Genomic DNA, 25915 nt, shown 5'->3' with positions numbered 1-25915 from the left:
GGGTACGCCGACTGAAAGTTTGCGGCGCACGAATTTAACGCTTTCGTTGACGTAGACTTGGACGCTTGCCGAATAGCGGCTGAAGTAGATACGCAGGTGGCAAAACGTCGTGCGCTGTTGCGAGGCTATGCTGGATCAGGTGATCCGTCCAGAAGAGTTCTTCCTGCAGAACCGGCGATCTCGAGATGCCACCGACCCTCCGCATGCCCCCTCGGAACGCTGGAAGAGGGATGGTGCGTCGCACAAAAATATTGCAATGCACTATAAATGCCGTAACGTCAGTTTCGTAAATGAACGAGACGGCTTTTGTGAAAGGCCGTCCACCGGAAAGGATGGAAACTATGGCCAAGACCGCTGACACCGTTGAAAATACCTCATTCCCCACCTTCGACGCGTCGAAGGCTGCCGACCAGGTCCGCGCTGTCGCCGAAAAGGGCGTCGAGCAGTCGAAAGAAGCCTATGCGAAATTTGCGTCAGGCACCGAGACGACCCAGAAGGCTCTGCAGTCGAGCTTCGAAACCGCCAAGACCGTCGGCAACGAGTTGTCGCTGAAGACAATTGCTGCTCTGCGCGCCAATGCCGAAGCCGGCTTCTCGCACCTCGAAGCCCTGGTTGCCGTGAAGTCGCCGTCCGAGTTCATCGAACTGCAGACTGCCTTCTTGCGCACGCAGCTCGAAAAGACCGTCGAGCAGGCCAAGGAATTTCAGGCCGTGACGACCAAGGCTGCCGAAGATGTATCGAGGCCGATCAAGGATGTCGTTGAAAAGGCGATGAAAGATCTCAAAGTCGCCTAATTGAGTCTAAGCGATCGGAAATAACCGCGAAACAACACCTTCTCCAGCCGGTCTTTTTCCTTTTGGCTGGATGCTCTTTGGTGCCTGCGTTGCCATGGCGGTGCGGGCATGGCTCTCTCGGCTGCGATCATCCGCACAATCTGACGGCGGCGAGCGACGAGCCCGGCCAGGGCCTCGGCTTCGGTGCCGCGCAACGGGCACTTGCCGCTTGCTCGACCCAACGAAGGCAGCGTTACAGCAGCATCGGTGGTGTCGGTCCTGGCCCGCTTGCCGAGCGCATTGGCGTAGGCTGTCACCTGCCCCGGATTGACCACGACAACCGCCAGACTAGACTAACACCCTGTCCAAAGCGGCAACGGCTAAGCGCGATATCCTGCCCCATTCTTGGCACGTCGAGCCTTGACATTCGCCTGCGGCAAATTCAGCTGGGCCTTCGTTGCACGGATGGCGGTGCGACGCGGCCTTTCGTCTGTGAGCGGCAGCGCGGACGCCGTCAAACGGCAGAAACTTCAAATCCATCATGTTGGCTCATTGCCAAAGCGCCGCTTCAAGACAACAATGACCTCGACGCCGGCGCGCCAGACGCGCACAAAAAAGAGCGTTGGAGGAAATGGAGGAGGAAGCCGCTGGCCAAGTCACGGACGCGCTATGCATGCGGCGTTTCGGTGCTCACCACCGACGAATCTGACGCGGATGCGTTCGCCCGGGCGGTGGCAGCGGAAGCAGCGGCCATTGACGCCGGGTTTGCCCTCCTGTTTTTCTCGCAGAGCCTCATAGAGGCCGTCGCCCTGTCGGAAGCGCTGAAGACCCACGCACCGGCGCTCCACTATGCCGGCTGCTCGACAGCCGGTGAGATAACGCCCAAGGGGCTGGAGGAAGGCCAGATCCTGGCTATGCTGCTTCCCTCCGTATCGTTTTCGGCAGCCAGCACCATGGTCGAAAATCTGTCCTCATCGGGCATGGACGGGATTACCGGCGAAGTCGAGGCGCTGAGGCGTTCGTTACACGAGCGCCTCGGGCACGAGCGGGCCGACACCACTTTCGCGCTCTGCTTGATCGACGGCCTGTCTTATGCCGAAGAAGCGGTGACCTCCGCCATCCATTGGGGGCTCGACGACATCCCACTGATCGGTGGGTCGGCTGGCGATGATTTGAAATTCGAGACAACACGGCTGATCTCGAACGGCAAAGTGACCTCCGACAGCGCCATCATCGTGCTGGTCACCACGGAAATTCCTTTCCACGTGTTCAAGACCGACAATTTCGTTCCCACCGACGAGAAGCTGGTGGTGACGGCATCCGATCCCGACCATCGCATCGTGCGCGAATTCAACGCCACCATTGCCGCCGAGGAATATGCCGCCTCGGTCGGCGTTGTCGCGCAGATGCTGACGCCATTGAGTTTTGCCTCGCATCCGGTGGTGGTGAAAGTCGGCGGCGAATTTTACTGCCGTTCAATCCAGAAGATGCACGCGGACGGCTCGCTGTCGTTCTTCTGCGCCATCGACGATGGTGTCGTGCTTGCCGTCGCCCAGCCTAAGGACATGGTCGAGGCGACCCGCGCCGCGCTCAGCGACGTCAGCGAAAGGCTTGGCGGCATCGACCTGATCCTCGGTTTCGACTGCGTGCTGCGCCGGCTCGACGCGCGCAATCGGCAGGTCTATCGCGAGATTTCGGAACTCTACAAGGTCAACAACGTCCTCGGCTTCGGCACCTATGGCGAACAGTACCGTTCGATGCATCTGAACCAGACCTTCACCGGCATCGCCTTCGGCGAACGCAAGGCGGCCGAAGCGGCGGAGTAGGAAATCCGGGATGCCGCTCAGGAACATCGACGACCTGGAAAGGCTGAAGAAGATCAACGCCGCGCTGATCAGCCGCGTCGAGCGTTCCATGGACCAGCAAGGCAATGCCTTTTCGCTGTTCCAGACCGCCATTTCGCTTGAGAGCCGGGTGCGCAGCCGCACCGAAGAGCTGCATTCGACCTTGCGCCGGCTGGAGCAGTCGAACATCGACTTGAACGCAGCCAAGGAAAACGCCGAGCTGGCGAACCTGTCCAAGACCAGGTTCCTGGCGGCCGCCAGCCATGACGTGCTGCAGCCGCTGAACGCCGCGCATCTGTCGGTCTCGGCGCTTGCCGAAGTACAGACCAGCGAGGAAGGCAGAAAGCTGGTCCGCCAGGTCGAGCGATCGCTGGAGACGATGGAGGACCTGCTCCGCACCTTGCTCGACATTTCCAAGCTCGATGCCGGCGTCGTGCAGCCCGACATCACCGATGTCAGCCTGGAGACGCTGTTTTCGTCTCTGCGCTCGGATTTTCAGCCGGTCGCGGAGATGAAGGGGCTGACGCTGAAGTTCCGGCCGGTCGATGCGCTCGTTCGTTCGGACCGAACCTTGCTGCGCCGCATCCTGCAGAACATCCTGTCCAATGCACTGCGCTATACCCGCTCGGGCGGCGTGTTGGTCGGCACCAGGCATCGCGGCGACACCATCCGCATCGACGTCGCCGATACCGGCTGCGGCATCCCCGACGACCAGCGCGAGGCGGTGTTCGAGGAATTCCATCGCGGCGTGATCCCGACGGATGCCGGGCTTGCCGCCGGCGGGCTGGGGTTGGGGCTGGCCATCGTGCGCCGCATCGCCGCGGCACTCGGCCATCCCGTCACGTTTTCGTCGAAGGTCGGACATGGCACGATTTTCCATATCGACGTTCCGGTCGGGATCGGCGACACGGCCGATCCAATCGCCAGCACCGTCGACATGGAGCGGCCGCGCGGCTACGGTCTGTTCGGCACAAGGGTGCTGCTGGTCGAGAACGACATCGACGTGCTGCAGGCGATGACCTCCCTGCTCGAGCGCTGGCAATGCCTGGTGCGCCCCGCCACCTCGACCGGTGACGCGCTCGACATGCTTGGCGATACGGACTGGTTGCCAGATATTGTCATAGCCGACCAGCATCTCGACGGTGGCGACCTCGGCACCACCACAATCGCCAAAGTCCGTGATTGTCTCGGCCGTGCGGTGCCGGCGCTGATCGTCACCGCCGATGGTTCGGAGACAATCGCCAACGCCGCCCGCGCCGCCGGCATCGAACTGATGCGCAAACCGTTGAAGCCAGCGCAACTGAGGGCGTTGCTGGCACATCTGCTGGCTTGAACTGGCCGTATCTTCCCAGCACACGGATCAGCGTATTCCAGCCATTACTTGTGCCTAGGCGATAATTCATATGAAGCAGATTCTCTTCTTCGCGCTAAAGGGTGATCTTCTTCCCGTATTGGAAGCAGTAGAACTTGAAATTTCGGTAAAATACATCTTCATGGTCATTTTCCCAAGATGGAGTTCGACTCTTTTAGCAATAGAATGCAAATTCCAACTCTTGGGCAATCAACCACAGGATCGGCTTCCAGCGGTCGAGCATTTCTTGTCACCGGCCACGCTGTGCCCATTGAGGTGAGGCCGATAAAAACACCTTTCGGCATCCGGTATTCGTTAGATCAGCTTGGCAATCCGGACACAGTAACTTTTTCGCCTGGTGGGCGATTGGCTGAAGATGTTGTGATAAATGGCCGCGTGGCTACGGTCTCCGACACGCCGCTCGCTCAGGACCTAATGATGACTTTTAATAGAGCATTCAAAAAGCAATTTAGTAAATCTAAAGCATTCTACGTTGGACCCGGGGCCGCCATTTTACTAGACGAGGGAAAGCGGCTAACTGCTGCAGAGCAATCGCCGCGTGAATTTGATCTGACTAGAGAGGCGCGGGTTGCTTAGCTGGTGTCAGGAACGTGAGAGCCGTCGCTAGTCCGATTGCGGTGACACGAGTGCGGTCGACTAGGGTGGACAGTGCGCTTTTAGCGAGCCCGAGCGCCGGTGTCATTGACGGCCAGACGCCGTTCCATAGACTCAAGGTTTTCGGGCTCGATGAATTCACGGCCACAGCGCGTGGCTCGACAATCCAGAATTCGCATTGGCTGGACAATGCAAACAAGGGAGGTGGCCGTCATGACGGTTATCTGGGACGCGCTAACTGAGGAGGAGCAAACGGCACTCAAGCGAATGAACCGCGGGCCTTACCCATCTCTATCAAAAGCCTTGGCCGAACGCCTTGTCTTCCTCGGATTGGCGGAAGAAAGACCGAGCGGGACCGGGATAAACAGGGCCGGAAGAGAGCTGGTGATAACTACGCTGCTTGGTGCTCGCCCTGACTAACTTAGGGTTTGATGCCCACCAAGGTGCACCGAGGTGGCTGGCTTGACTTCCCGGATTGCTTCACCAACTATGGTCTTATGAACGCCGCAGTCAAAATTCATCGCGATTTTCTTTTCCGGGTTTGCCCCATAGCGGGAATGTAGCCCCCGGCTCAGTTGCCATACGCCCTGAGCCGAGGGGCGGTGCATTGACCAACATGGGATGATCCCGCAGGGCCGCGAGCCTCTGGGGCATCGGCGTTTTCAGCAAGTTTTTTTCACGAATTGACTCAGTTCCGGCACCCTTGGTGCGCGGCTGGTCCGGGCAGAAGCACGAGTATTCAAATGCAAGACAACACGAAAACCCGGCGCAAGCCGAACATCCGCATCTCGCAGTCGGATCATGCGCGTCTATCGGCGCTTGCGAGGACTGTGGCTGTACGAAATCCGCAGGCTTCCGATGAACTGCTCGCCGAACTCGAGCGGGCGCGTATCGTCGCCCATGGTTCGGTCTCCGCTGACACCGTCCAGATGGGTTCGTCGGTGACGTTCAAGCCCGATACGGGCGACGCGAAAACAGTTACGCTGGTTTTTCCCGGCGATGCGGATATCTCCGAAAACAAGGTTTCAATCCTCACGCCGATCGGCACGGCGCTGATCGGACTCTCGACCGGGCAATCGATTACGTGGACCGCACGCGACGGGCGCCGGCACGAGCTTTGCGTGCTTGCCGTGAGCCAGCCCGCTCTGCAAGGCGAGACAGCCGATCGGCGCGCACCAGCGTCTTCGACGATTGTGGCGGGCATCTAGGTATGGGCGTTTCCATCCGTCTCCTCAATCATGCAGGCAGCCTGATCGCGGGAGTCTGACCCCTGCGCCGGCCTATCCAGGTCCGGCACAGGGGTAGCTTTCCACACCCGATCAATCGCTTGATGCCGTATCCCGTTTCACGGGCCGGCTGGAGACGCACCATGCCCACTATCGATAGCTGCCAACTGACCACCAAGGACTACACCATTCTTGAGGTGATGCGGGAACGCCGTCCGGCCCGCAGCGAAATCCTCTCGACTATCCTCGACCGGAAGATTTCGGGCGCGGTTGTAATGTTTCGGGATGACATTCCCGCAACCGTTGTGACGCTCAGCAGCCGCGTGGCTTATCGGGTGAACGACGGCCCTGCCGAGATCCGCATCGTCGCACATGACGAGATGCGCGGTCTGGTTGGCATGCTTTTGCCGATCACCAATCCGCGCGGCCTTGCGCTGCTCGGTCTGGCCGAAGGCCAGTCCAGGTCCATTCCGACTGCAGACGGCGGCCTTGAAACGCTGACCGTCCAAGAAGTGGTTTATCAGCCGGAAGCCGCAAGGCGCGAAAGATTGAAGCTGGCAGAGGGTCTAGAGCCGGGCTCGTCGCGACTGGACGGACCGGTTCTCCGCGTCGTCCATCGTTTGGAGGAACTGCAGGACGAAGCGGAGAACAAAGTCGTGGCGGCCTTCAACTCCGGCTTCAACGACCCTGGTCCATCGGCCGCCTGAGATCTCGACTATTCCGAAGGCTGTGCAGGCGGGTAGACAAGCGTTCCGTCGTCCCGTGCCTTCACGCCGTCGGTGAGTTTCGCCGGCTCGACCTTGTCATGGCTCATCAGATGAAAAACGGACTCGCCGCGGCTGATCAGGTAGTCCGCGACGATCCTTCTATGACAGCGCCACCAGAGCGTTTCCGAGCACATGATGGCGCACCGCCGCTGCCTGCCGAGGGCCACGAGCCGATCCAAGCCGCCAAGAAACTCCGCCGACAGCGCGTAGTCGGCGTAGTTGTGAAAACTCTGGTTGATCCAGAATGCGTTGAGCGTCGGCGGAACGTCGTGTGCCTTGCCGCGCAGTCCGCCAAGCTCGGCGATGTATTCATATCCGACCCCGAACGCTGCCAGGCTTTCCGTAAGCATCTCGCTGTTGAATTGCGGGTTCGCCCGCGATCGTCGAACGGTCCTGATATCGACCACCAAGGCGATGTCTCCGACCCGCAGCAGGGCGACGAATCCGGCAATCGACCGGGTCGAGTGACCGATGGTGTGGAACGGATAAGGCATGTTCGGTCAATCCGTGGCGATCCATCCTTCCAGGCACGCGAACCGTGGCTTCACGCTTGGAGGTACGATCATTTCACAACTTGCTTCAATCCACGTAGCGCCTCCTGCACGTCGGCTCGCGCCTCGCTTGCTTCCGGATAGACGGCATAGGCCGGATAGGTGAATTCCGGCGCGCCTTCCACGACCTCCAGCTGCCCCGCCTCGACATGGGGAGCTGCGGCGCCCCTGCGAAAATAACCCATTCCGCCGGCGCGCAGAATGTAGCTCAGTCCAAGCGGCCCAAGGCCGACCATCAATCCCGGCTCGCCGAAGGCAGAAGAACTGGCATCATGCTGGGCTGCAAACAGCGGCCCCCAGTCGACATAGACATAGTCCTTGGAGCCGACCGGTCCCCCCTCTCTGTCCGTGGTCCGAACCAGAACGAGCTGCTCTTCGACGAGAAGCTCTACCCTGAAACCCGGTAGCAGCTTCGGCGCATAGAGCACCGCAATGTCCAGAACCCCAGTCCTCAGTTGCTCGAGGAGCTGGTCCGGCACGCCGACTTGGGCTTGGATGGCGATTTCCGGCCTGGCCTTCTTCATCCAGACCAGCCAGTCGAGCAGCAGTGGGTTCCATAAGCTGAGCTCTCCGCCCAAGGCAACGACGCTTGTCCGTCCCGATGGGATGGCGAGCTGGTGCCGTGCCCGTTCCCAGATTTGCACGAATGACTGGGCGAACCGCTCGAACTCCCGGCCCGCCGGCGTCAGCTGCGCGCCATTGCGGTTGCGGATAAAGAGCTGACGTCCAAGCTCTTCCTCCAGCGTGCGTATCCGCGCGCTTACCGTGGTCTGGGTGACGTGGAGCCGGTCGGCGGCTTTCAGAAAGCTGCCGGAATGAACGATTTCCAAAAACGTGCGAGCGCGGTCGATGTCCATTCTGGCTTTCGGTTCAGTGCAATATTCTTGCATCAATACAGCATTTAATTCCATTTGCCTTCCTATTTTACGCAGCGCACCGTCGATGAGGGCGAGATAGTTTCCACTGCAACGGTCAATGGAGCGCGCAATGTCTGATCAGGAAGATGTTTCCTTGGAAACGCGAGAGTACGCCTCTCCTCCGTGCTTCATGCACGAACTTGTTCCAGGATACGGCATCGAGTCGGTTGTGCAGGAAGCCTGGCCGGATGTCTGTCGATGGCGCAAGGCGGAACGCAAGCGTCTGATCGATGAGCGTCTTGCGGTCGACGCCGACGAACGCAATGCGAGGTCTTTGCGTATCGCTTCCGCTCTCGATCTGGCTGTTGGCCGGGTGAGTGGGCGGATCGTCAGCGGCTATTGGCCATTCCGCGGTGAGCCGGATCTACGCAACTGGGCGATAAAGGTGATCGAGCGCGGCGGGCGGATTGCGCTTCCGGTCGTCATCAAGAAAGGCTGGCCGCTGGAGTTTCGTGTCTGGGGACCGGGAGACCCTCTGGAACGCGGCATCTGGAACATTCTTGTCCCGTCACACGGTCCTTCGGTCCAACCAGATGTGGTCATCGCGCCCGTTGTCGGTTTCGACCAGGCCAACTATCGCTTGGGTTATGGCGGCGGCTTCTTCGACCGAACCCTGGCAGCCGCGCCGAAGCGGCCTCTCGTCATCGGCGTCGGCTACACCGGCAGCAGGATCCCGACCATCTATCCGCAGCCGCACGACATTCCGATGGATGTGATCGTCACCGATGAATGAGTAAGTGCAGGCAAGGCCTGATCCCCTTGTGACGGCCGATTGCAGATGCCGTCCATCGTTGAGTCGTCTTGCCTGCCAACAGTGAAGAGCAGGAAGCACATCATGTCTAATCCAGCCACGGCCTTGGACGATCACAAGCCCCGGTTTGTCGTCAGGTGGCTGTTCTCCACCAACCACAAGGATATCGGGACCCTTTACCTGCTGTTCTCGATCATGGCCGGGGTTTTCGGCACAGCGCTTTCCGTGTTGATCCGCATGGAGTTGCAGGAGCCGGGCCTGCAGATATTTGGCGATCCGGGGGTCTACAACGTCGTCGTCAGTGCCCACGGGCTGGTCATGATCTTTTTCGTCCTCATGCCGGCACTGATTGGTGGCTTCGGCAACTGGATGGTGCCGATCATGATTGGCGCCCCCGATATGGCCTTTCCGCGCTTGAACAACATCTCATTCTGGCTGCTGGTGATGTCATTCATCCTCTTCATCACCTCAATGTTCGTTCCAGGAGCGCCCGGCACGCTTGGCCATGGCGGCGGCTGGACGCTCTACCCGCCCTTGTCGACTGATGGCCAGCCAGGCGCCGCGGTCGACCTCGTCATTCTTTCAATCCACCTTTCGGGTGCCTCCTCAATCCTTGGCGCTATCAACTTCATCACCACCATCTTCAATATGCGCGCGCCTGGCATGACGATGCACAAGATGCCTTTGTTCGCCTGGTCGATGCTTGTTACTGCCTTCATGCTTCTAATGTCGCTGCCGGTGCTCGCCGGCGCCATCACCATGCTTTTGACCGATCGCAATTTCGGGACGACCTTCTTCGCGCCCTCCGGCGGCGGTGATCCGATCCTCTACCAGCATCTGTTCTGGTTCTTCGGCCATCCCGAAGTCTACATCATGATCGTTCCCGGCTTCGGCATCATCAGCCATGTCATCTCGACCTTCGCCAGAAAGCCGATCTTCGGCTATCTCGGCATGGCCTACGCGATGGTGGCGATCGCCGCGATCGGCTTCGTCGTGTGGGCGCATCATATGTATACGACTGGCCTGTCCGTGGACACCCAGCGTTACTTCGCCTTCGCCTCGATGGTCATCGCCGTTCCAACCGGCGTAAAGGTGTTTTCGTGGCTGGCGACCATGTGGGGAGGATCGATAGAGTTCAAGACACCGATGCTGTGGGCTCTCGGTTTCGTGCTGCTGTTCACCATCGGGGGCGTCACCGGCATCATGGTTGCAAACCCTGGTATCGACCGCGTGTATCACGACACCTATTTTGTGGTCGCTCATTTTCATTATGTGCTGTCTTTGGGCGCGGTCTTCGCCATCTTCGCCGGCTTCTACTACTGGTTTCCGAAGATGACCGGCTACATGTACAACGAAACCATGGGCAAGCTGCATTTCTGGGTGATGTTCATTGGCGTCAACCTGGCCTTTTTCCCGCAGCATTTTCTCGGCATGGCCGGCATGCCGCGACGCTATGCCGACTACCCCGACGCTTTCGCCGGCTGGAATTTTGTCTCGTCGATCGGGTCCTACATTTCAACGGCCGGCCTTATCGTCTTCTTCATCACGGTAGCGGAAGCCTTCAGCCGCAAACGCCAGGCTGGCGCCAATCCATGGGGCGAAGGGGCGACCACCCTCGAATGGCTGCTGCCGTCGCCGCCACCCTTCCACCAATGGGAAAAGCTGCCGCGCATTCTCTAACACTCGCCTCCAGTTCCAAATCGGCGTCTGTTATTGTCGGGAGAACGTCATGAACGAGACCACAGATCCAAACAACCAGATCCTGCTCGTAACAATCGTCGCGTTCTATTGGGCACTACTGGGATGTTGGGACCAACTGCTGCCGCGCTCGGGCGAAGACAAGACCAGGCGGGGCGACGCCGTGACTGAGCAAGGAAGCGACGTTGCCGATTATAGTTCATCGGCGGGCCAGCCCGTCGATATGATCCGGGACATCGATCCCAATTTTGACCTGGCGGCGTTTCTGGCCGGCGCCAGAACGGCTTATAAAGTTATCCTGCAGGCCTACGCGCATGGCGACATCCAAACGTTGAAACGCCTTGTCGGGCCGGAAGTGCTTCAGACCTTCGAACGAACGATTGCCGGGCGCCGGGATCGGGAAGAGACGCTGCAGCTGACCCTCATCGGCATGAGTGAAGCAAAAGTCATCGACGCTCTTGGGGAGAATGGGACCGTAGAGATCGCCGTTCGCTTCGTTTCCGAGGTGGTCAGTGTCACCTGTTCAGCCAACGACTCGGTCGCCGCTGGCGATCCCACGCTGATTGTTGAGGTGACCGATACGTGGACGTTCGCACGCGAAACCCAGTCAACGAAGCGCGACTGGATGTTGATCGCCACCGAGGGCGACTAACGCAATCAATTCGAGATGACACGGTTCAGTCGGCCATTTTCAAGCAGCGAGCGGGTAGCGCTGCCGGAAATCTGCTAGAATGCAAAAGTCGATTCTAATATACCAGCACCGAGCACAGCCCAAGGCATTGCAAACGCGCCTCTTCTCGCGCAATCCGCAAGGCTAGCTGCTTCGTGGGCCACTACATCTCAATCAGGACGTAGGCGAGACCAAAGACAATGCTCATCAGAACACCAAACAATGCCCACCCCTTCAATGCGGCGCGTACGTCCTCAGGCTCAGCGCCTTTCTGGTTGTCGTAGTCGTCCATAATCAGATCCAGGTTTGTAGATGGGTACTTCGTACAAAATCAATAAAGGGTGGCAAAACCTCAATCCTGCTCGCAAAGCGTTCGCGCGGGGGTCGTGCTCTTATCTTTCGTCGAGAACGGCAACGGCCGTTTACATCGCATCTTGTAATTTGACGCGGACATTGCAAAACCACACTTGCAGACGCACAAGCTAGACAAGCTCGAGAATTTCTCGCACAAGGTCCGTCTGGTCTGTTGATTATGCTGGAACATCTATCCAGCCCGAGACGTCCTCGCCCGTGCCTAGATCGCATCGAGTTATAGCAGACGTGCCGTGGCGAAAAGCGGCTTCCCAACGCGGCAAGCCGAAGGCCTGCTCTGCAAATATTCAAAAAGTCATGACGATCATTGTAGCAGGAGTTCGCCGGCCGGTGTGGTCGCAAAGGTTCCTTTCCTACTCGAACATGATCCGAGCGGCGCCTCTTTTGGCAAGCAACATTCTCCGAGCTTCCTGGATCCGCTCAGCCTGTTGTTTGGTATATGGACCCATCGGCCGGGTCTTTTCATCGCCGCGACGAACACGGCAATACCAGCGGCCGCTGTCCGAGAAGATTTCAACCAGGGTCGGTGGATCGTTAGCCGCCTGCTTGGCGACCTGGTCGACGAATTTCACGATCTTTGAATAACGCTGGACGGGCGCAAACGTGTCCAAGCCACTGGTGATACCTAGTTCCTGCTGCACTGTGGACATAGTCGAACTCCTTTCAGTCACAACCAACATTCCGCTTCGCCATTCTGAACCTGAATGCGCGTTTGTTCGGAAGCCGAAGCTAGCTTGCCATTTGGCGCTCCATTTCCACCTCGGCCTCCAGACTTTCAACGTCGCGGAAGATCGAGGCGACAGCCAGAGTGCGCCCTTCTCGTTTGAAGCGGAGCAAGCAATCTTTGGCGGCAATGTCACCGTCCACCGCGATCTCGTCCCATTGCCCGGCATGGCCGACATAGTTGATGGGAACATCGTAGTGCTGGCTCCAAAAGAACGGCACCGCGACGAATTTCTCGCGATGGCCAAGCATGTTGAGCGCCGCTGTCTGCCCCTGCCTCTCTGCAACCACCCAATGCTCGACCCGAATGTTCTCGCCACTGTGAGGATCTGGCCACCTCGCAATGTCGCCGGCGGCGAATATCCCTGGTGCGCTCGTCTCCAGAAGCGCGTTCACAACGACACCGCGATCGAGGCTAAGCCCCGCCTTTTCGGCGAGCCCGATCCGCGGTCGCACGCCGATGCCGGCCACGACGAAGTCGGCTGTCAATGTCTTGCCGCTGTTGAGTTTCACCGTCCTGCCGTCAATGCTGCCCGCGGTGTCCTCGAGATGGAAAACAATGCCGTTCTCCTCATGGAGGGCGCGGATGAAGTCGCCCATTTGCGGACCCAGGACCCGGTCCATGGGTCGCTTATCTGGCGCCACGACATGAACGTCGATGCCGCGCGAGCGCAAGGCCGCTGCAACTTCCAGGCCAATGAAACTGGCGCCAAGCACGACGGCGCCTCGCGCAGTCGTGGCTCGCTCGATGATCGCCTTGCAATCTGCGAACGAGCGCAGCGTGTGTACGTGTGGCTGGTCGGCGCCGGGTATGGTCAGGCGCATCGGTTCGGCCCCGGTTGCAAGGAGTAGCCTGTCGTAAGGAATCCTGCCTTCATCCGCGAGGACAACCTCGCGGGAATGCAGGTCGAGGCGAACGGCCTTCGTATCGAGACGCAGGTCGATGTTGTTTTTTGAATAGAACTTCCCCCCGCGGAGCGGAATCCAATCTTCCGGTGCCTTTCCGGCGAGGTAGTCCTTGGAGAGGTTCGGCCGGTCGACGGGCGGGGCTTGGTCATCGCTGATCATGACGATTCTGCCTTGGTACTGCTCGCGCCGCAGTGTTTCGGCCGCAGCAAAACCAGCCGCGCCGCCACCGACAATGACGATTTTCTCGGGGGCCTGGCCAGCGCTTCCGTCGCGCGGCTTCGGTGCCGCCCGTTTGAGTTTCTCGCCGACAAATATCCGGCCATCTCGCTGTTGCACCGACCAGCACGCGAGTGGATTGAAGGCAGGCGCTCGCAAGGCCTCGCCCGTACGCAAATCGAAGCACGCGTGATGCCAAGGACAGCGGACGGTATCCTCCACCACAAGACCATCGACAAGCGGCCCGCCGTAATGCGTGCAAGTCGCCCCGACCGCGAAGACCTCGGTCCCGCGGCGCACCAGTAGCACCTGCTCATCGCCGCAATGGCCGACTAGCTTGCCGCCATCTAGAAGGTCCGAGAACGCGATGCCCTGGATCAGATCCGGCCCGATCAATTTAGCATAGGTTTCAGCCATTTTCTTCTCCTTGGCGATTTTATACAAAATCGCCCCTAGGGGAGCGGTGCTAGGCTCATCAGCCTGTGAGCGCACAAAGCCAGCGCGTCTTCGAATTCTCGATTTCGCTTCCGGGTAACGTCCGACCAAAGCGGAACCGGCTCTTCACGCGCAATTTCCTGCCATTTTGGGCGTCATGCAAACGAATTTAATCGGCATTTGAGTGCAACTTTTGTGATAGCTGCCTGCGACCCCCGCCCCTCCCCTGGGTGATTACAGGATCGTTTGCCCCGTCTTCCCCCAGTCGGCGAGAAAGGACTCGAGTCCCTTGTCAGTGAGTGGGTGTTTGGCAAGGTTTCTGAGTGTTGTGGGCGGCACGGTCGCGATATCGGCGCCCGCCATTGCCGCCAGTTTGACATGAAGAGGGGTGCGAATTGAGGACGCCAGGATTTCCGTCGTGAAGGATTTGTCGTTGGCGTATATCATGCGGATTTCTCGGATCACTTCCATGCCGTCCAGACCGAGATCGTCGAGCCTGCCGACGAACGGCGAAATGAAGGTCGCGCCTGCCTTGGCTGCGAGCAGCGCCTGGTTGGCTGAAAAGCACAGTGTGACATTGACCTTGTGCCCGAGCTGACTGAGTGCCCGGCAAGCCCTGAATCCATCCCAGGTCGACGGCACCTTGACGGCTACATTGGCGGCAATGCCGGCCAAACGCTCTCCCTCGGCGATCATGCCGTCGAAGTCGGTCGCGGTGACCTCCGCTGAAACCGGGCTCTCGATCGTCTGGCAAATTTCCTTGATCACATCTCTGATCGGTCGGCCAGTCTTTGAGATAAGGGACGGGTTTGTGGTCACCCCGTCGAGAATGCCAGCGGCAGCAAGCTCGCGAATTTCAGATATATCGGCGGTATCGACAAAGAATTTCATCGTTTTCTCCTCAACTGAGCGCGCCCATCGATGATTGGATGAATTTTCTCTGGTTTGGTTCCGGAGAGACGAGTTTATTGTCGCTGTCGTGATCGCACGCCCTATGTCTTTGAACGCAGTGCTAGTGCAGGAGCGACGTGACCTCTCTATCGACGTCTCAGCAAAATCTCTCTAAGGGCAACGGCGTCGTTGTGGGCCTCGTCATGAGCCGAGTAGACGAGTGTGACGGCGCCTTGCCGTATCAGGTCGCGTAGTCGGTCGAGCTCATCGCGATGCTCATGGATTTCCGCCGCATATCGCCGGCGGAATTCCTCCCAGCGTGCTGGATCGTGTCCGAACCATTGCCGAAGCTCGGCGCTTGGCGCGAGTTCTTTCATCCAATAATCGATGGAGGCCTCGGTCTTCTTGACCCCTCGCGGCCAAAGGCGGTCCACCAACACGCGCGTGCCATCGTCGGCGGCAGGGCTCTCATATGCCCTTTTCAATTTTACTCTCTCGTGAAAGATTTTTTCGCTCATCGACGTCCTGTCCTGTCCGTCTCCGTATCGTCAACAGCGTCGAGAAGCCCGGAGAATTCGCTTCTGAGGATTGCCTCGTCGGCTGCATCCGACACGAACACGAAGATGTCGCCGCGATATCGCTCGATCCAGTGATGGCCGGCGCCATGGCTGCGCAGGTAGTCGCCGATCTGATGAACCGTGGAATACCCCAGGCCCTGGTGCAGAAGGAACTTCATACAGGTTGTGCTTTGCAGCCCGTGACTGGTCGCGCCTCAGGGGCCGACCTTCTGACCCTGAGCGTTGAACTGTTTCAGGTAGGCGATGACGTCGGCGATCTCCTGGTCCTTGCTGAGACCGGCGAACGCCATCTTTGTGCCGGGAACCAGTTTGCGCGGCGCGCGCAGATAGGTCGTCAGCGTCGGTTCGTCCCACGTCAGACCCGAATTCTTGTTCGCCGCGGAATAACTGTAATCGGGATATGCACCGGCCGCTCGGCCCACAACACCATTTAGGACCGGACCTATGCCGTTCTTTGCGTCAGGGCCGACCTTGTGGCAGGCCATGCACCGTTTGAAGACGATGGCACCGGCTTCGGCGTTGCTGGACAATGCGTCCTGCGCATGGACCGAACCAACTGCGGTGAGAATCGCGGTCGCCAATCCAAGCAAGGTCGATTTCATGTTTTCTGCTTTCAATGAGCGGCGGCTTGGTTATGGCCAAGTCCGCACCTGGCATTATCGGGATTCGAACAAACTCAGCCTGCCGGATCCAAACCGCGGATCCGGATCCGGCAGGCCTTGCCTCAGGAGGGAACCAGTGGGCCGGGATTCTTCAGATATTGGTTCTTGATCGCATCCACCGCCCAGTAAGCAAGAGCACCTACCGGCCCGGTCGGGTTCTTCCCGGCGTTCTGGGGAAACACGCAAGCGCCGGTGACGAATACGTTCGGAACATCCCAGACCTGAAGATATTTGTTGAGAACGCTAGTGTTCGGATCCGCTCCGAAGACTGCTCCACCTGTGTTGTGGGTGCTTTGATAAGGCACGATCGAATAAGGCACGGGGGGAATGCTCCGATCGATCTTGGTCGCACCCATCTCCCTGGCGATCTTCACGCAGATGTCGGCCTGACCGTTCATCTGCTTTACCTCATTGTCCTGGAAGTCGAACGTCATTCTCATCAGTGGACGTCCAAAGACGTCGGCGTAGGTCGGATCGAGGCTTAGATAGTTCTGGCGGTAGGCCATCACGGCGCCCTGATTGCCAACGCTGGCCGCGTGGTCATAATTGTCGACCACTGCCTTTTTCCAGTCGGAGCCCCAACGCTGCGTGCCGCGCGGCGTAGGATGTGACTGGATGGGCCGGGCGCCCGAGTTGCTGCAACTGATGCCGCCGCCGCCGATGTAGCCGGCCTTCACGAAATCGTAATTGTCGCCGTTGAAATCGTCCATGCAGGTGCCGAGCGCACCTGCTCCCATGAAGCGATTCAGGATGGTGTCCTTGTCGAAGAAGGCGGTAGCTCCGCCACCGCACTGATAGGCATAGTTGCGCCCGACCACACCGTTTCCCGTTGTCGGGTCATAGGGCACGCCGATCCCCGAATGCAGCAACAGGTTAACGTTGCCGAGCGCATAGGCCGACAGGATAATGAGGTCGGCAGGCTGTTCCAACTCCCGCCCGCGTGCGTCGAGATAGGTGACGCTGACCGCCTTGTTGCGGGTCGAGTCGAGATTGACCTTCAGCACGATGGAGTTGGTGCGCAGCTCGAAATTCGGGTTCTTCAGCGCCAGCGGAATGACGGTGAAATGCGGGCTCGCCTTGGCATTCGCCTCGCAGCCGAAACGTTCGCAGAAGCCACAATAGTGACATTGGCCGAAGGCCACGCCATCAGGATTGACGTAATCGCGCGACGCATTAGACGAAGGGTTGGGGAACGGATGGTACCCGAGATTGCGGGCCGCCTTCTCGAACATCACCATGCTCTGTGCGGCAATCATCGGCGGATTGGGGTACTCGTCCTTGCGCGATCCCTCGAAGATATTGCCGCCGTCGATCTTCCGACCGTTAATATTGCCGGCCTTGCCGGAGGTGCCGCAGGTCTTCTCGAACTTGTCGTAATAGGGCTCGAGATCGTCATAGGTGATTGGCCAGTCCTGCAGGTGCATGTCCGAAGGGATGATCTTCTCACCGTATTTTTCGATCGTCCGGGCGCGCGCCTGATGATCCCATTCGAGCCAGCGCCAAGTGACGCCGTTCCAGTGCACGCCGGCGCCGCCGACGCCCTGGCCGGGCAGGAATGAGCCGAGTTGGCGCATCGGCAGCGCCCTCTGCGATTCGCTGTTGCGGAAGGTAATGGTTTCCCGCCGCACGTTCTGCATGAGGTCATGGCGGGCGGCGTAGCGCAGCTCGTCATGGATCTGCGGGTCGATAAAGTCCGGATTGGTGTCGCGCGGGCCTCCCCGCTCAAGGGCGACGATCTTCAGCTTGGTCGATGCAAGCTCCTTGGCGATAATGCCGCCCGTCCAGCCAAGACCGACAATCAGGACATCGACCGCGTTGAGTTTGGTGACCATGCTACATCTCCTTCTTCTTCAGTCGACTAAACGAGATCCTGGATGCCCTTCGGTTCAGCCGTATAGGGCTTGTTCCGAAACGGTTCGATCTTGTCCATGTACATGGCGTCGGCGCCTGGGAAACCGATCATCTTCCAGGCTGCCCTGTCCTTGTTTCCGCCATACATCGGGTCGGCGAAATAACCCTCGATCGTGAGCTGCAGCAGAACCCCGAAGAAGGTCGCCGTTGGCACGGTTGGAAGCTCGACCTTCTTGACGTCGAGTTCGGACATGACCGCGGCGCGATCTTTTGCCGACAGGCCGTCGAAGGTGCTCTTGTGGTTTTTTTGCACATAGGCACTGACGTCGGCGATGCCGGCCCGGATCAATTCCGATGGCGTCATCGGCAGTTGATAGCCTTGCTCTGGCGTGCCCTCGCCGAACGGCCCTTCTAGATACAGCCGGTCGCCCTTGCCGTATCCGCCGGCCATTTGCCGATCGATGTAGATCGCGACGCCGAGTTCCTTGGCGCCGGGGCCGGTTGAATCGCTGGGAATGAGCGTATCAACCGCCGCCTCGACGAAGGCGGATTCGTCGACATTGAAGAATTCATAGCCGGAGCCACGGACAGCAGATTTCAGGCCGTCGCTTTCGTGACGCTGCGGCTTGCCGGTCGGCGCGGCCATCATTTCGTCCGCCGATGCGGATCCTGCCAGCGGCAACGTACTCGCTGCCGCTCCTGCGGCACCGAACAGCTTCAAGAAATCGCGACGCCCCACATCGCCTTGGCTCTTGTCTCTCGTCGACATGATCTCTCCTGTGACGCTGCCGGTAAAAGGATGTGTGAGGATGGAGAGAGCTTGCGCCCGCTCCAACCGGCGCTGCGCAGCATCCAGCGCTAGGCTTGGTGGAATTCTTCGAGCGTAGTGCTCACAGTAACTATGTGGCAAGCGAAATTGATTGACATTTAAGCGCAATTTTTATGCTATGTCCGTCATGGACATCGAGCTCGCCCGCACCTTTATCGAGATCGTATCGACCGGAAGTTTCATTCGGGCCTCGGAGCGCCTGAATGTTGCGCAGACGACGGTAAGCGCACGAATCCGCAACCTCGAGCAGCAACTGGGCCGGCGCCTTTTTGTCCGCCACAAAGGCGGAGCTTCGCTGACCTCGGCCGGCGAGCAATTTCTGCGCCACGCGCCGATGTTCGTCCAACTATGGCAGCGCACCCTTCACCAGGTTGCCGTGCCCCCGGGACGCCGAGCCGTTCTGACGGTCGGCAGCGAAGTCAGCCTTGCGCAACCTCTGCTCCTGGATTGGGTCCGATGGATGCGCGGCTCGCTTCAGGATATTGCACTCCGCGTACACGTCGATGTGCCGCAGGATTTGATCAACCAGGTCGCGTCGGGAATGGTCGACTTAGCCATCATGTATGCGCCCCCGCACAGACCGGGTTTGAAGATCGATCTGCTTCTGGAGGAAAAACTCGTCCTTGTGACCACCAACTCCGAAGCGCGCCTGCTGGACGAATCCGATTATATTTATATGGATTGGGGACCGGATTTTGGACTTCACCACGGGATGAATTTCCCGAGCGCGGCGCCAGATCTTTCTTTCGATCTCGGTCCGCTCGCACTGAGCTATGTTCTTGCGACTGGCGGCTCCGGATACTTCAGGATGAGTTCTGTGCAACCTCACTTAGAGGCCGGCCGGCTGCACCTTGTGCCTGAAATGCCGCAGTTCTCCTATCCGGTTTATGCGGTGCAATCCGCGAGTGCGGACGAGAGCGTAGTAGGTGCTGCCTTGGCAGGATTGCACTCCGTCGCACGCGACGAGACGAAATTGTAGGAACTCTTGTTGGACGTTTAAGTGCCCGCTTGGATTGATGGGAATAGAAGGTCGACTGTCGTTCCGAGCCCCCGTTCACTCGTAATGCGGATCTTGCCGCCAACCATCAGCGCTAGTGCCTGCACTTGCGACATCCCTATCCCGGTGCCCTTCTCACCCTTCGTCGTGAAGAAAGGATCGAACACCTTTCGCAAGATTTCCGGAGGCATGCCGCAACCGTGATCTTTGACGCGAACGCATACGTAGATACCCGGCCCGGGCGGGTCAGGTGTCGCGGTCGTCTGCACAAATCGCTCAGTGGTGACGTGGATCTCCCCGCCATTTGGCATCGCATCTCGTGCGTTCATGACGAGATTAAGCACTGCACTGTCGAAAAGTGCGGGATCGATCAAGCAGTCTGGGACATCGGAGCCAAGCTCCAGCTTGATGCGGACATCAGGTCCCGCGCCATACTTCAGGAAAGGCTCGAAAGACCTGAGGAACTCATTCAAATTGCCAGCGTGGGTATCAAGGTCCTGATGCTTTGCGAAGGCGAGTAGCTGTGAGGTCAGCTCGATCCCTCGATCGATCCCTTCCCGTGCTGCGGCAATGTAGGCACGCACGCTTTCGGGCGCCTCGGCTCTCCGCGCGGCGAGCCCGAGCCCGGATTCGATTACTGCCAACAGATTCCTAAAGTCATGGGCAATACCGCCTGTCATTTCGCCTAGCGCAGCAAGCCGGAGCGTTGCACGCTCGCGTTGCTCGGCAGCAGTTCGGACATCGAGAGGCGTGTCCGGCGCCGCGCTGTGCGCGTCGCATTCGGCCTGAGAGGGTGGTTGAGTTTCACACGGAAACACGCAGCCTGTCATGAAAGTCGCCCCTATAGGTCACTGACGACACCCAAGAAACTCGCGCTCCCATTAGCATCGTCGTATTCGCTCCCATTTGTGCTGAGGGCTGCGCCTTTATGCGCATGACCTAAGCGCGCCGGACGACCCTTTTCGCCATGATGTCTTCGACAGTCGGGAATGCCTTGAGGGCCTCCTCCGGTAGGTCGCCATTTGCCCCGATCAGTTCAGCCCAGCCATGTGCCTCTGGTTCGCCGACGATAATACGGCCGACCATTCCGGCATGCTCATGCGGGATACAATAATAGTCGTAGACCCCCTGCTCGGTGAAGGTCACCGAAAAGCTCTCGTTGGGCAGGAGATAGTCGGAATCCCATGGCTTTGCCGCCTTGGGCATGCGAAGCGGTCGCTCGAAGTTTGCCGGATTGTACGCCGTGGTCGTGTGCGAATTGCCAGGATTGAGATTGGTCCAGCGGACCGTCTGTCCTGGTTTGATCAGAATGCCTATCGGGTCGAACCAAACGTGTGAACCGTCGTCGCGCCCTTGCATCCGGATTTCGATCGCCTCGCCGGCCCATACTGTGACAGAAGAGAGCGAGAGGGCGGCGGCAAGGCCCCCGCCCGCGCTTAGGATCTTACGGCGCGTGAGTGTCATTTTGCGACCCGCGCCTCGTCTGCGGCTGAGACATGCCACAGCACCAAGTGGACATGCGGCTCTTCGACCCCAGGATGGCCGGCATTGTAGTAGACGTCGACATGGTCGACATTGCCGCCGGGCGCGGCGAGGTCGTCAAAACGCTTGTCCGGATTGAGGCCTTTGATCGGCAGCATATAGATGGTGCTGACAAGCTTGCCTTCGTGATCATAGGCAAGGAACGGACCGGCCGGCAACGTCGTAGGATCGACAAAAAGTTGGCCCATGCCGGGTAAGAAGTCGGGCAGCTTCACAAGCTTGCTGACCTGTTGGTAAGGTGCGGCTGGCGGGGATTTAGTGACCTCAGACGCCGCCATGGCGCAAAGCGAACTGCCCATTGTCACGACAAGTGCGAGGGCGAGTATTTTCATCACGGTATCTCCTTGTTGAATTAAAAAACCGCGATGGCCGAAGATCTGGAAGAGGTCAAAAATCCGATTTTCACTTGCTGGCGCGGCCTGTTCGCGTCCAGCCAGCAAGCAGGAGACTGTCCTGATGGTCAAACGAAATTAACTGGCATTTCAGTGCATTATTTCTGCTATTCGGGTGCGCACCTGCTTGCTTGACTTAGGAAAATCTTTCACTACCTCTTAGTTGCTATGAATATCTTCCACCTCGATTCCCGGCGGCCGCGACACCTCAAAACGGGTCATTAGCCCGGACGCGAGAAAGCCTTGGCTCCGCGTCCGGGACAGCCAGCGTCTCCACACCTCCTTTGCCCTGCTTAGCCAGTGCGGCTGAACGCTGATTTGCGATCGCGTTTGGATCGACTTGGAGTTGACCCTGATGACCTCCCCCGTCTTGTCAGAGGAAGACATTTCGCTTGACCTTGCGACAAAGGGAAAGCAATCAGCCTTATCAAAAATCGCGATCAGGATTGCGCGAAGAGCCGGGCTTGACGAGCAGGTGGTTCTCCGTGGTCTCTTCGACCGCGAGGATTTCGGCTCGACGGGCATAGGTCGTGGCGTCGCAATCCCCCACGTTCTACTGGGTATGATCTCTTCGCCCGTCGCATCTTTGACACGCTTGGCCCAGCCTATCGATTTCGACGGCCCCGACGACGACCCCGTCGATCTCATTTACACTGTACTCTGGCCGCGCTCTGCCAGTTCCGCCTTCCTCCCTGCCCTTTCGCAAATATGCCGGGTGCTTCGGACATCTCAAGTTCGGGAGCGACTCCGACTGACACAGTCATCCGATGAGGCGTTGGCGATTCTGGAAACTGAGCCGCTTCCGGCGCATTCTTGCCGCGTCGGGCATGGCATCGAAATACCTAAGCAGTTCAGCAATGCCTTAGAATCCAGTGCCGCGGCACGAACCACAGCCACCTAAGAGGCTCGTCACCAGCGGATTGGGCCAGGCAGATCCGCATCAGCTTCGGATTCCCACTGCATGCGTGCTTTGTTGCGCCAAAACATAGATTGACAATCTATGTTTTATGTCGCATCCATCGAGGGGCGAACCCAAGGCTTGAGGCCGCTCGCATCGGGGAAAACAGGAGCGTCCAGATGAGTGAGAAAGGCCGGAGTAGGAGAACTATCATCATCGACGGCGTCCTGTTGCCGGATGTGCTCGACGAGACAATGATCCGCGGCGTGGTCCACGGTTTTTATGACGAAATTCGTCGTGATGACATTCTCGGCCCAATTTTCCACCACCGGATTGAGCCCGACAAGTGGCCGCAGCATCTGGCGAAGATGTGCGACTTCTGGTCTGCGACGCTACTTCGGACGTCGCGATATGAAGGCCGGCCACTACCGCCACACCTGGCCATAGCCGGTCTCGGCGAGGCGCATTTCCGTCGCTGGTTAAAGTTATTTCGCGCAACGGTACGCCGCATTTGCCCGCCCGAGGTGGCAGCGCTCTTTATGAAGCGCGCGTTGCGCATCGCTCATAGTTTCCGTCTCGCCGTCGCCTTCAGCCGTGGCGAGACTACGATTGGCATCGAACCTATTGCCGAGAAAGACCTGTGATGCCGAATTGGTCTGTTAGTGGTTCCCATAACAGCACGCCAATCCAAGAGAGGCACCGGTGAGGCTGACCAACTTCTCGGACTATGCTTTGAGGATGCTGATGTACGCGGCCTCCGCCGGCGATCGCCTGATCACGATCGAGGAGACTGCTCGCACCTTCAAGGTGTCGAAGACACACCTCAACAAAGTCGCCAATACCCTGACACGCGGCGGTTACCTGAAGGCGGTCCGCGGTCGTTCCGGCGGTCTTGTTCTAGGCCGCCAGCCCGAGATGATCCGAATCGGCGATGTGATACGGCTGACCGAGCCGGATTTCGCGGTTGTGGAGTGCTTCGCCACCGGAAACCAATGTGTGCTCACCGGCTCCTGCAAGCTTTCAGGTATGTTTAGCGAAGCGATCGCCTCCTTCCAGAGCACCCTTGACCGCTACACGCTGGCCGACGTCACGCTGATGCCTCAGGATTTCCTTGGCAAGCCGTCACCACTCCAAGTTTCCGGCGTGGTGCAAAGCGGCGAGTAAGGTCGACATCTCTCTACGATCGGAGACAAAATATTGCGCCGCGAAGGATCAAGAGCCGCACTATCTTATCGCGTAATCAATGTGAGGACGGCGCATGCGGCCGCCACAGACCGGACGTATGTTCGATTTTTCCCGCACGGAGACGAGCCATGGCTGAACCAAAGAAGAACCATGAGCAGATAACGAAACAGTTTGAATCGGGCATCGACCCGGACAACAGTCTGTTGCCGATGCTGGTCGGCGGCCTTGTCCTTATCGTGATCGGCGCGATCGTAGTCATGATATTTGTCTAGTTCGCAATGAGGGCTGTGGCGCAATCGAGAAAGCAGCTCGTGACTTGGGCGCCGCAAGCAATGCCGCGGCGCCCACGAGCTAACAGCTGGTATTGACTATTAAAGATTAGAGAGGTCTTCGCGACCTGCACTGGCAGTACCCAATTCGGAAACGCTCATCCGCTGGAATGTGCCTGACCGAGACGAACCCAACTCTTGCCACGGAGGTGCCAGATAGTGGTCCGCATACCCACTTTTTATTTCCTGCTGCGGGTTGGTCGGCGACACGAGCGTTTTCACCGCACCGAGCGGGAAGCCGATGACGAAGGAGAGAGGCGCGGGTTGCTTAGCTGGTGTCAGGAACGTGAGAGCCGTCGCTTAGTCTGATTGCGGTGACACGAGTGCGGTCGACTAGGGTGACAGTGCGCTTGTTAGCGAGCCCTCTCAAAACCCCGCCGGATCGCGAAACAGCTCGGCATTGTCGAGCTTCGAGACCTCGATCACCGCCTGGGTGCGGCTGTAGACGTTGAGCTTGCGCAGGATTTCGGAGACATGCGCCTTGACTGTGGTCTCGCCGACCTGCAGCTCATAGGCGATCTGCTTGTTGAGCAGGCCCTGGCGCAGCATCTGCAGCACTTTGAGCTGCTGCGGCGTCAGCGTAGCCAGGCGCTGCACCATCTCGGCGCGGTCGGTGCTGTCGGCGTCGCGCGGCCGGCCTTCATAAGTCTCGGGAACATAGATCGCGCCTTCCATCACCGAGCGAATGGCGGCCGCAAGGTCGCTCTTGCGCGCCGATTTCGGGATGAAGCCGGCCGCACCGTAGGACAGCGCCTCGGAAATGATCTTTGGTTCCTCATAGCCGGAGACGATGACCACCGGCAGGCGCGGATAACGCGTCCTGAGCTGCAGCAGCCCGTCAAACCCATGCACGTCGGGCATACTGAGATCGAGCAGCGCCAAGTCGAACGGCTTGGCATCCGTCAGAAGCTCGAGCGCCTCGGCAATCGAGCGCGCCTCCACCGTGTCGACCTCCGGATAGGCCATCTGCACGGCACTATGCAGCGCCTCGCGAAACAGCGGATGGTCGTCAATGATCAGGAACCTGGCGCGATCGGTCATCAGCTTCATTTCGGTTTGGTCTGGCCTAGAATAGTCCTGCAACCATGGCCAGCTTATTGGCAAATAGTACATTGCCATCTTGGCCGGCTAAAGCAGAATGTGCGTATGATTTCCGCGGCGCCACGCGGCAGATGTGGCCGTTCTGAAATGCAATACCTTGCCCGGTGGCCCAAATCGGCCGAATGTGCCGGCGACGGATCGATTGAAACAGAGACAGGTCGTGACCGACTTCCGGCTTCGCGTGACAGCCAGTGACCGCCGGCTTTCGCACTGTTGCCGGCCGCCACACGACGCTTCCCCGACGCCCGCCCTGTTCGCGGCCGCACCGATGGTATCGGCTGGTCTGGGGTCGCGCTGGTATACGGGCTGGTTTCCTGTACAAAACGCAGCAAGCTGATGGTGCTGCCGTTCAAGCCCCGCTAGGCGCTCGATATCGTACTGGTAAGGAGCACCACCTTGCCGCCATCGCGCTTTGGGCGCGACTTTGCCCGCGATATCCAAGCTAGTCCACGATCTGGGCCGCGCCAAGCCAGAACCAACTGATCGCAGTCGCTGATCTTGAAGCTGTACGATCCGGTTGGACCAATTTCAGCGTATTCCCGTTGAGCCCAGCGCCCCCCGAGGCTGACAGCACGTCAGCAATGACTTACGAAGCGTGTCCGTCTACGCGCTCGCCTGCGTTCGTTCCAACGCCTGGGGACCGGGCGATTTCGTCCGGCCCCCAAAGTGTCTGATCAGTCGTTAGGCCGGCAACGCGCCGGATCTCTTGGCCGTCCAGGTGGCGATATAGTCCATCAGTCCTGGATTGAGGCAATCATAAGGTTCGAGCCCGATCGACTTCAGCTGTGACCTTATGCCGTCCATGCGGCTCGGATCGACACCGGACTCGATGATCGAGGAGA

Annotated in this window: 30 protein-coding genes and 1 pseudogene; 14 read left to right on the top strand and 17 right to left on the bottom strand. The window is 58.9% G+C overall.

Going from position 1 to position 25915, the window contains the following annotated elements:
* Positions 1 to 332: 332 nt before the first annotated feature.
* Positions 333 to 794, top strand: coding sequence for a phasin (locus tag NKI41_RS25875; protein WP_352616184.1), 462 nt, complete (start codon positions 333 to 335; stop codon positions 792 to 794).
* On the opposite strand, the gene NKI41_RS25870 is transcribed toward NKI41_RS25875, so the two are convergent.
* Entirely contained in the window at positions 791 to 1108 is a 318-nt protein-coding gene (locus tag NKI41_RS25870; protein WP_023679214.1) for a hypothetical protein, read from the bottom strand. The two genes, NKI41_RS25875 and NKI41_RS25870, sit on opposite strands and share 4 nt — an antisense overlap.
* A gap of 351 nt (positions 1109 to 1459) precedes the next feature.
* On the opposite strand from NKI41_RS25870, the gene NKI41_RS25865 reads away from it, so the two are divergent.
* The 5 genes from NKI41_RS25865 (at position 1460) to NKI41_RS25845 (ending at position 6516) form a co-directional block, all read left to right on the top strand.
* Entirely contained in the window at positions 1460 to 2599 is a 1140-nt protein-coding gene (locus tag NKI41_RS25865; protein WP_352685632.1) for an FIST N-terminal domain-containing protein, read from the top strand.
* 10 nt (positions 2600 to 2609) lie between these two features.
* Positions 2610 to 3950, top strand: coding sequence for an ATP-binding response regulator (locus tag NKI41_RS25860; protein ID WP_352616179.1), 1341 nt, complete (start codon positions 2610 to 2612; stop codon positions 3948 to 3950).
* A gap of 70 nt (positions 3951 to 4020) precedes the next feature.
* Positions 4021 to 4248, top strand: coding sequence for a hypothetical protein (locus NKI41_RS25855; RefSeq protein ID WP_352685630.1), 228 nt, complete (start codon positions 4021 to 4023; stop codon positions 4246 to 4248).
* Positions 4249 to 5326: 1078 nt separating this feature from the next.
* Entirely contained in the window at positions 5327 to 5791 is a 465-nt protein-coding gene (rnk, locus tag NKI41_RS25850; RefSeq protein WP_352685628.1) for a nucleoside diphosphate kinase regulator, read from the top strand.
* Between the two features lie 161 nt (positions 5792 to 5952).
* Positions 5953 to 6516 carry a GreA/GreB family elongation factor gene (locus tag NKI41_RS25845; RefSeq protein ID WP_352685626.1) on the top strand — a complete coding sequence of 188 codons (564 nt, stop codon included), beginning with the start codon at positions 5953 to 5955 and terminating at the stop codon, positions 6514 to 6516.
* An 8-nt stretch (positions 6517 to 6524) separates the two neighbouring features.
* Here the strand turns inward: NKI41_RS25845 and NKI41_RS25840 are convergent, their stop codons facing one another.
* A complete protein-coding gene (locus tag NKI41_RS25840; protein ID WP_352685624.1) occupies positions 6525 to 7070 on the bottom strand; it encodes a DUF488 domain-containing protein in 546 nt (181 codons plus the stop codon).
* A gap of 68 nt (positions 7071 to 7138) precedes the next feature.
* Positions 7139 to 7984, bottom strand: coding sequence for a LysR family transcriptional regulator (locus NKI41_RS25835; RefSeq protein WP_352685623.1), 846 nt, complete (start codon positions 7982 to 7984; stop codon positions 7139 to 7141).
* A 130-nt stretch (positions 7985 to 8114) separates the two neighbouring features.
* On the opposite strand from NKI41_RS25835, the gene NKI41_RS25830 reads away from it, so the two are divergent.
* The 3 genes from NKI41_RS25830 (at position 8115) to NKI41_RS25820 (ending at position 11145) form a co-directional block, all read left to right on the top strand.
* A complete protein-coding gene (locus tag NKI41_RS25830; protein ID WP_352685621.1) occupies positions 8115 to 8777 on the top strand; it encodes a 5-formyltetrahydrofolate cyclo-ligase in 663 nt (220 codons plus the stop codon).
* 102 nt (positions 8778 to 8879) lie between these two features.
* Entirely contained in the window at positions 8880 to 10475 is a 1596-nt protein-coding gene (gene ctaD / locus NKI41_RS25825) for a cytochrome c oxidase subunit I (protein WP_352685619.1), read from the top strand.
* A 49-nt stretch (positions 10476 to 10524) separates the two neighbouring features.
* Entirely contained in the window at positions 10525 to 11145 is a 621-nt protein-coding gene (locus NKI41_RS25820) for a Tim44/TimA family putative adaptor protein (RefSeq protein WP_352685617.1), read from the top strand.
* Between the two features lie 181 nt (positions 11146 to 11326).
* Here the strand turns inward: NKI41_RS25820 and NKI41_RS25815 are convergent, their stop codons facing one another.
* From NKI41_RS25815 to NKI41_RS25775, 9 genes are all read right to left on the bottom strand, one after another.
* Positions 11327 to 11455, bottom strand: a complete 129-nt coding sequence (locus NKI41_RS25815; protein WP_352685616.1) for a hypothetical protein — start codon at positions 11453 to 11455, stop codon at positions 11327 to 11329.
* A 433-nt stretch (positions 11456 to 11888) separates the two neighbouring features.
* Entirely contained in the window at positions 11889 to 12185 is a 297-nt protein-coding gene (locus NKI41_RS25810; protein ID WP_352616161.1) for a hypothetical protein, read from the bottom strand.
* A gap of 79 nt (positions 12186 to 12264) precedes the next feature.
* Positions 12265 to 13800, bottom strand: a complete 1536-nt coding sequence (locus NKI41_RS25805) for an FAD-dependent oxidoreductase (protein ID WP_352685614.1) — start codon at positions 13798 to 13800, stop codon at positions 12265 to 12267.
* A 252-nt stretch (positions 13801 to 14052) separates the two neighbouring features.
* Complete coding sequence (gene fsa, locus NKI41_RS25800; protein ID WP_352616159.1) at positions 14053 to 14709, bottom strand: fructose-6-phosphate aldolase; 657 nt, start codon at positions 14707 to 14709, stop codon at positions 14053 to 14055.
* 146 nt (positions 14710 to 14855) lie between these two features.
* Positions 14856 to 15227, bottom strand: a complete 372-nt coding sequence (locus NKI41_RS25795; protein WP_352616158.1) for a DUF488 domain-containing protein — start codon at positions 15225 to 15227, stop codon at positions 14856 to 14858.
* A complete protein-coding gene (locus NKI41_RS25790; RefSeq protein WP_352616156.1) occupies positions 15224 to 15445 on the bottom strand; it encodes a hypothetical protein in 222 nt (73 codons plus the stop codon). Before NKI41_RS25790 ends, NKI41_RS25795 begins: the two co-directional genes overlap by 4 nt.
* Before the next feature lie 36 nt (positions 15446 to 15481).
* The gene (locus tag NKI41_RS25785) at positions 15482 to 15889 is read right to left on the bottom strand and encodes a c-type cytochrome (protein WP_352616154.1); all 408 of its coding nucleotides are present in this window, start codon (positions 15887 to 15889) and stop codon (positions 15482 to 15484) included.
* A gap of 122 nt (positions 15890 to 16011) precedes the next feature.
* On the bottom strand, positions 16012 to 17781 hold the full coding sequence (locus NKI41_RS25780) for a GMC family oxidoreductase (RefSeq protein ID WP_352685613.1): 1770 nt from the start codon (positions 17779 to 17781) through the stop codon (positions 16012 to 16014).
* A 26-nt stretch (positions 17782 to 17807) separates the two neighbouring features.
* On the bottom strand, positions 17808 to 18737 hold the full coding sequence (locus tag NKI41_RS25775) for a gluconate 2-dehydrogenase subunit 3 family protein (protein WP_352685612.1): 930 nt from the start codon (positions 18735 to 18737) through the stop codon (positions 17808 to 17810).
* A gap of 19 nt (positions 18738 to 18756) precedes the next feature.
* On the opposite strand from NKI41_RS25775, the gene NKI41_RS25770 reads away from it, so the two are divergent.
* On the top strand, positions 18757 to 19608 hold the full coding sequence (locus NKI41_RS25770; RefSeq protein WP_352616148.1) for a LysR family transcriptional regulator: 852 nt from the start codon (positions 18757 to 18759) through the stop codon (positions 19606 to 19608).
* A 17-nt stretch (positions 19609 to 19625) separates the two neighbouring features.
* Here NKI41_RS25770 and NKI41_RS25765 read toward each other — a convergent pair whose 3' ends face one another.
* From NKI41_RS25765 to NKI41_RS25755, 3 genes are all read right to left on the bottom strand, one after another.
* Positions 19626 to 20456, bottom strand: a complete 831-nt coding sequence (locus tag NKI41_RS25765) for an ATP-binding protein (RefSeq protein ID WP_352685611.1) — start codon at positions 20454 to 20456, stop codon at positions 19626 to 19628.
* Between the two features lie 109 nt (positions 20457 to 20565).
* Positions 20566 to 21090, bottom strand: a complete 525-nt coding sequence (locus tag NKI41_RS25760) for a plastocyanin/azurin family copper-binding protein (protein WP_352685610.1) — start codon at positions 21088 to 21090, stop codon at positions 20566 to 20568.
* On the bottom strand, positions 21087 to 21500 hold the full coding sequence (locus NKI41_RS25755; RefSeq protein WP_352616284.1) for a DUF5602 domain-containing protein: 414 nt from the start codon (positions 21498 to 21500) through the stop codon (positions 21087 to 21089). Before NKI41_RS25755 ends, NKI41_RS25760 begins: the two co-directional genes overlap by 4 nt.
* Positions 21501 to 21915: 415 nt before the next feature.
* On the opposite strand from NKI41_RS25755, the gene NKI41_RS25750 reads away from it, so the two are divergent.
* The 4 genes from NKI41_RS25750 to NKI41_RS25735 all read left to right on the top strand — a co-directional run bounded on the left by NKI41_RS25750 (position 21916) and on the right by NKI41_RS25735 (position 23915).
* A complete protein-coding gene (locus NKI41_RS25750; RefSeq protein ID WP_352616282.1) occupies positions 21916 to 22461 on the top strand; it encodes a PTS sugar transporter subunit IIA in 546 nt (181 codons plus the stop codon).
* Positions 22462 to 22637: 176 nt separating this feature from the next.
* Positions 22638 to 23102, top strand: coding sequence for a group III truncated hemoglobin (locus NKI41_RS25745; protein WP_352616141.1), 465 nt, complete (start codon positions 22638 to 22640; stop codon positions 23100 to 23102).
* A 58-nt stretch (positions 23103 to 23160) separates the two neighbouring features.
* Positions 23161 to 23622 (top strand): RrF2 family transcriptional regulator, encoded by a 462-nt coding sequence (locus NKI41_RS25740; RefSeq protein WP_352616139.1) that lies wholly within the window; start codon positions 23161 to 23163, stop codon positions 23620 to 23622.
* A 149-nt stretch (positions 23623 to 23771) separates the two neighbouring features.
* Positions 23772 to 23915 carry a hypothetical protein gene (locus tag NKI41_RS25735; protein ID WP_352616137.1) on the top strand — a complete coding sequence of 48 codons (144 nt, stop codon included), beginning with the start codon at positions 23772 to 23774 and terminating at the stop codon, positions 23913 to 23915.
* 423 nt (positions 23916 to 24338) lie between these two features.
* Here NKI41_RS25735 and NKI41_RS25730 read toward each other — a convergent pair whose 3' ends face one another.
* On the bottom strand, positions 24339 to 25022 hold the full coding sequence (locus tag NKI41_RS25730; RefSeq protein WP_023679211.1) for a response regulator: 684 nt from the start codon (positions 25020 to 25022) through the stop codon (positions 24339 to 24341).
* A 732-nt stretch (positions 25023 to 25754) separates the two neighbouring features.
* A pseudogene (locus NKI41_RS25725) lies at positions 25755 to 25915 on the bottom strand (S-(hydroxymethyl)glutathione synthase); the annotation flags it as partial.

This window comes from Mesorhizobium sp. M0601 (assembly GCF_040320845.1).
Lineage (GTDB): Bacteria > Pseudomonadota > Alphaproteobacteria > Rhizobiales > Rhizobiaceae > Mesorhizobium.
This window is presented reverse-complemented; position numbering and strand designations above follow the sequence as displayed.

Excerpts from the sequence above, each read along its gene's own strand:
- NKI41_RS25760 (WP_352685610.1), bottom strand. The coding sequence starts at position 21,090 with ATGACACTCACGCGCCGTAAGATCCTAAGCGCGGGCGGGGGCCTTGCC.
- NKI41_RS25765 (WP_352685611.1), bottom strand. The coding sequence starts at position 20,456 with ATGACAGGCTGCGTGTTTCCGTGTGAAACTCAACCACCCTCTCAGGCC.
- NKI41_RS25810 (WP_352616161.1), bottom strand. The coding sequence starts at position 12,185 with ATGTCCACAGTGCAGCAGGAACTAGGTATCACCAGTGGCTTGGACACG.
- NKI41_RS25755 (WP_352616284.1), bottom strand. The coding sequence starts at position 21,500 with ATGAAAATACTCGCCCTCGCACTTGTCGTGACAATGGGCAGTTCGCTT.
- ctaD (WP_352685619.1), top strand. The coding sequence starts at position 8,880 with ATGTCTAATCCAGCCACGGCCTTGGACGATCACAAGCCCCGGTTTGTC.
- NKI41_RS25830 (WP_352685621.1), top strand. The coding sequence starts at position 8,115 with ATGTCTGATCAGGAAGATGTTTCCTTGGAAACGCGAGAGTACGCCTCT.
- NKI41_RS25855 (WP_352685630.1), top strand. The coding sequence starts at position 4,021 with ATGAAGCAGATTCTCTTCTTCGCGCTAAAGGGTGATCTTCTTCCCGTA.
- NKI41_RS25820 (WP_352685617.1), top strand. The coding sequence starts at position 10,525 with ATGAACGAGACCACAGATCCAAACAACCAGATCCTGCTCGTAACAATC.
- NKI41_RS25860 (WP_352616179.1), top strand. The coding sequence starts at position 2,610 with ATGCCGCTCAGGAACATCGACGACCTGGAAAGGCTGAAGAAGATCAAC.
- NKI41_RS25770 (WP_352616148.1), top strand. The coding sequence starts at position 18,757 with ATGGACATCGAGCTCGCCCGCACCTTTATCGAGATCGTATCGACCGGA.
- NKI41_RS25840 (WP_352685624.1), bottom strand. The coding sequence starts at position 7,070 with ATGCCTTATCCGTTCCACACCATCGGTCACTCGACCCGGTCGATTGCC.
- NKI41_RS25780 (WP_352685613.1), bottom strand. The coding sequence starts at position 17,781 with ATGGTCACCAAACTCAACGCGGTCGATGTCCTGATTGTCGGTCTTGGC.
- NKI41_RS25750 (WP_352616282.1), top strand. The coding sequence starts at position 21,916 with ATGACCTCCCCCGTCTTGTCAGAGGAAGACATTTCGCTTGACCTTGCG.
- NKI41_RS25730 (WP_023679211.1), bottom strand. The coding sequence starts at position 25,022 with ATGAAGCTGATGACCGATCGCGCCAGGTTCCTGATCATTGACGACCAT.
- NKI41_RS25875 (WP_352616184.1), top strand. The coding sequence starts at position 333 with ATGGAAACTATGGCCAAGACCGCTGACACCGTTGAAAATACCTCATTC.
- NKI41_RS25785 (WP_352616154.1), bottom strand. The coding sequence starts at position 15,889 with ATGAAATCGACCTTGCTTGGATTGGCGACCGCGATTCTCACCGCAGTT.
- NKI41_RS25795 (WP_352616158.1), bottom strand. The coding sequence starts at position 15,227 with ATGAGCGAAAAAATCTTTCACGAGAGAGTAAAATTGAAAAGGGCATAT.
- NKI41_RS25735 (WP_352616137.1), top strand. The coding sequence starts at position 23,772 with ATGGCTGAACCAAAGAAGAACCATGAGCAGATAACGAAACAGTTTGAA.
- NKI41_RS25835 (WP_352685623.1), bottom strand. The coding sequence starts at position 7,984 with ATGGACATCGACCGCGCTCGCACGTTTTTGGAAATCGTTCATTCCGGC.
- NKI41_RS25845 (WP_352685626.1), top strand. The coding sequence starts at position 5,953 with ATGCCCACTATCGATAGCTGCCAACTGACCACCAAGGACTACACCATT.
- fsa (WP_352616159.1), bottom strand. The coding sequence starts at position 14,709 with ATGAAATTCTTTGTCGATACCGCCGATATATCTGAAATTCGCGAGCTT.
- rnk (WP_352685628.1), top strand. The coding sequence starts at position 5,327 with ATGCAAGACAACACGAAAACCCGGCGCAAGCCGAACATCCGCATCTCG.
- NKI41_RS25790 (WP_352616156.1), bottom strand. The coding sequence starts at position 15,445 with ATGAAGTTCCTTCTGCACCAGGGCCTGGGGTATTCCACGGTTCATCAG.
- NKI41_RS25815 (WP_352685616.1), bottom strand. The coding sequence starts at position 11,455 with ATGGACGACTACGACAACCAGAAAGGCGCTGAGCCTGAGGACGTACGC.
- NKI41_RS25805 (WP_352685614.1), bottom strand. The coding sequence starts at position 13,800 with ATGGCTGAAACCTATGCTAAATTGATCGGGCCGGATCTGATCCAGGGC.
- NKI41_RS25745 (WP_352616141.1), top strand. The coding sequence starts at position 22,638 with ATGAGTGAGAAAGGCCGGAGTAGGAGAACTATCATCATCGACGGCGTC.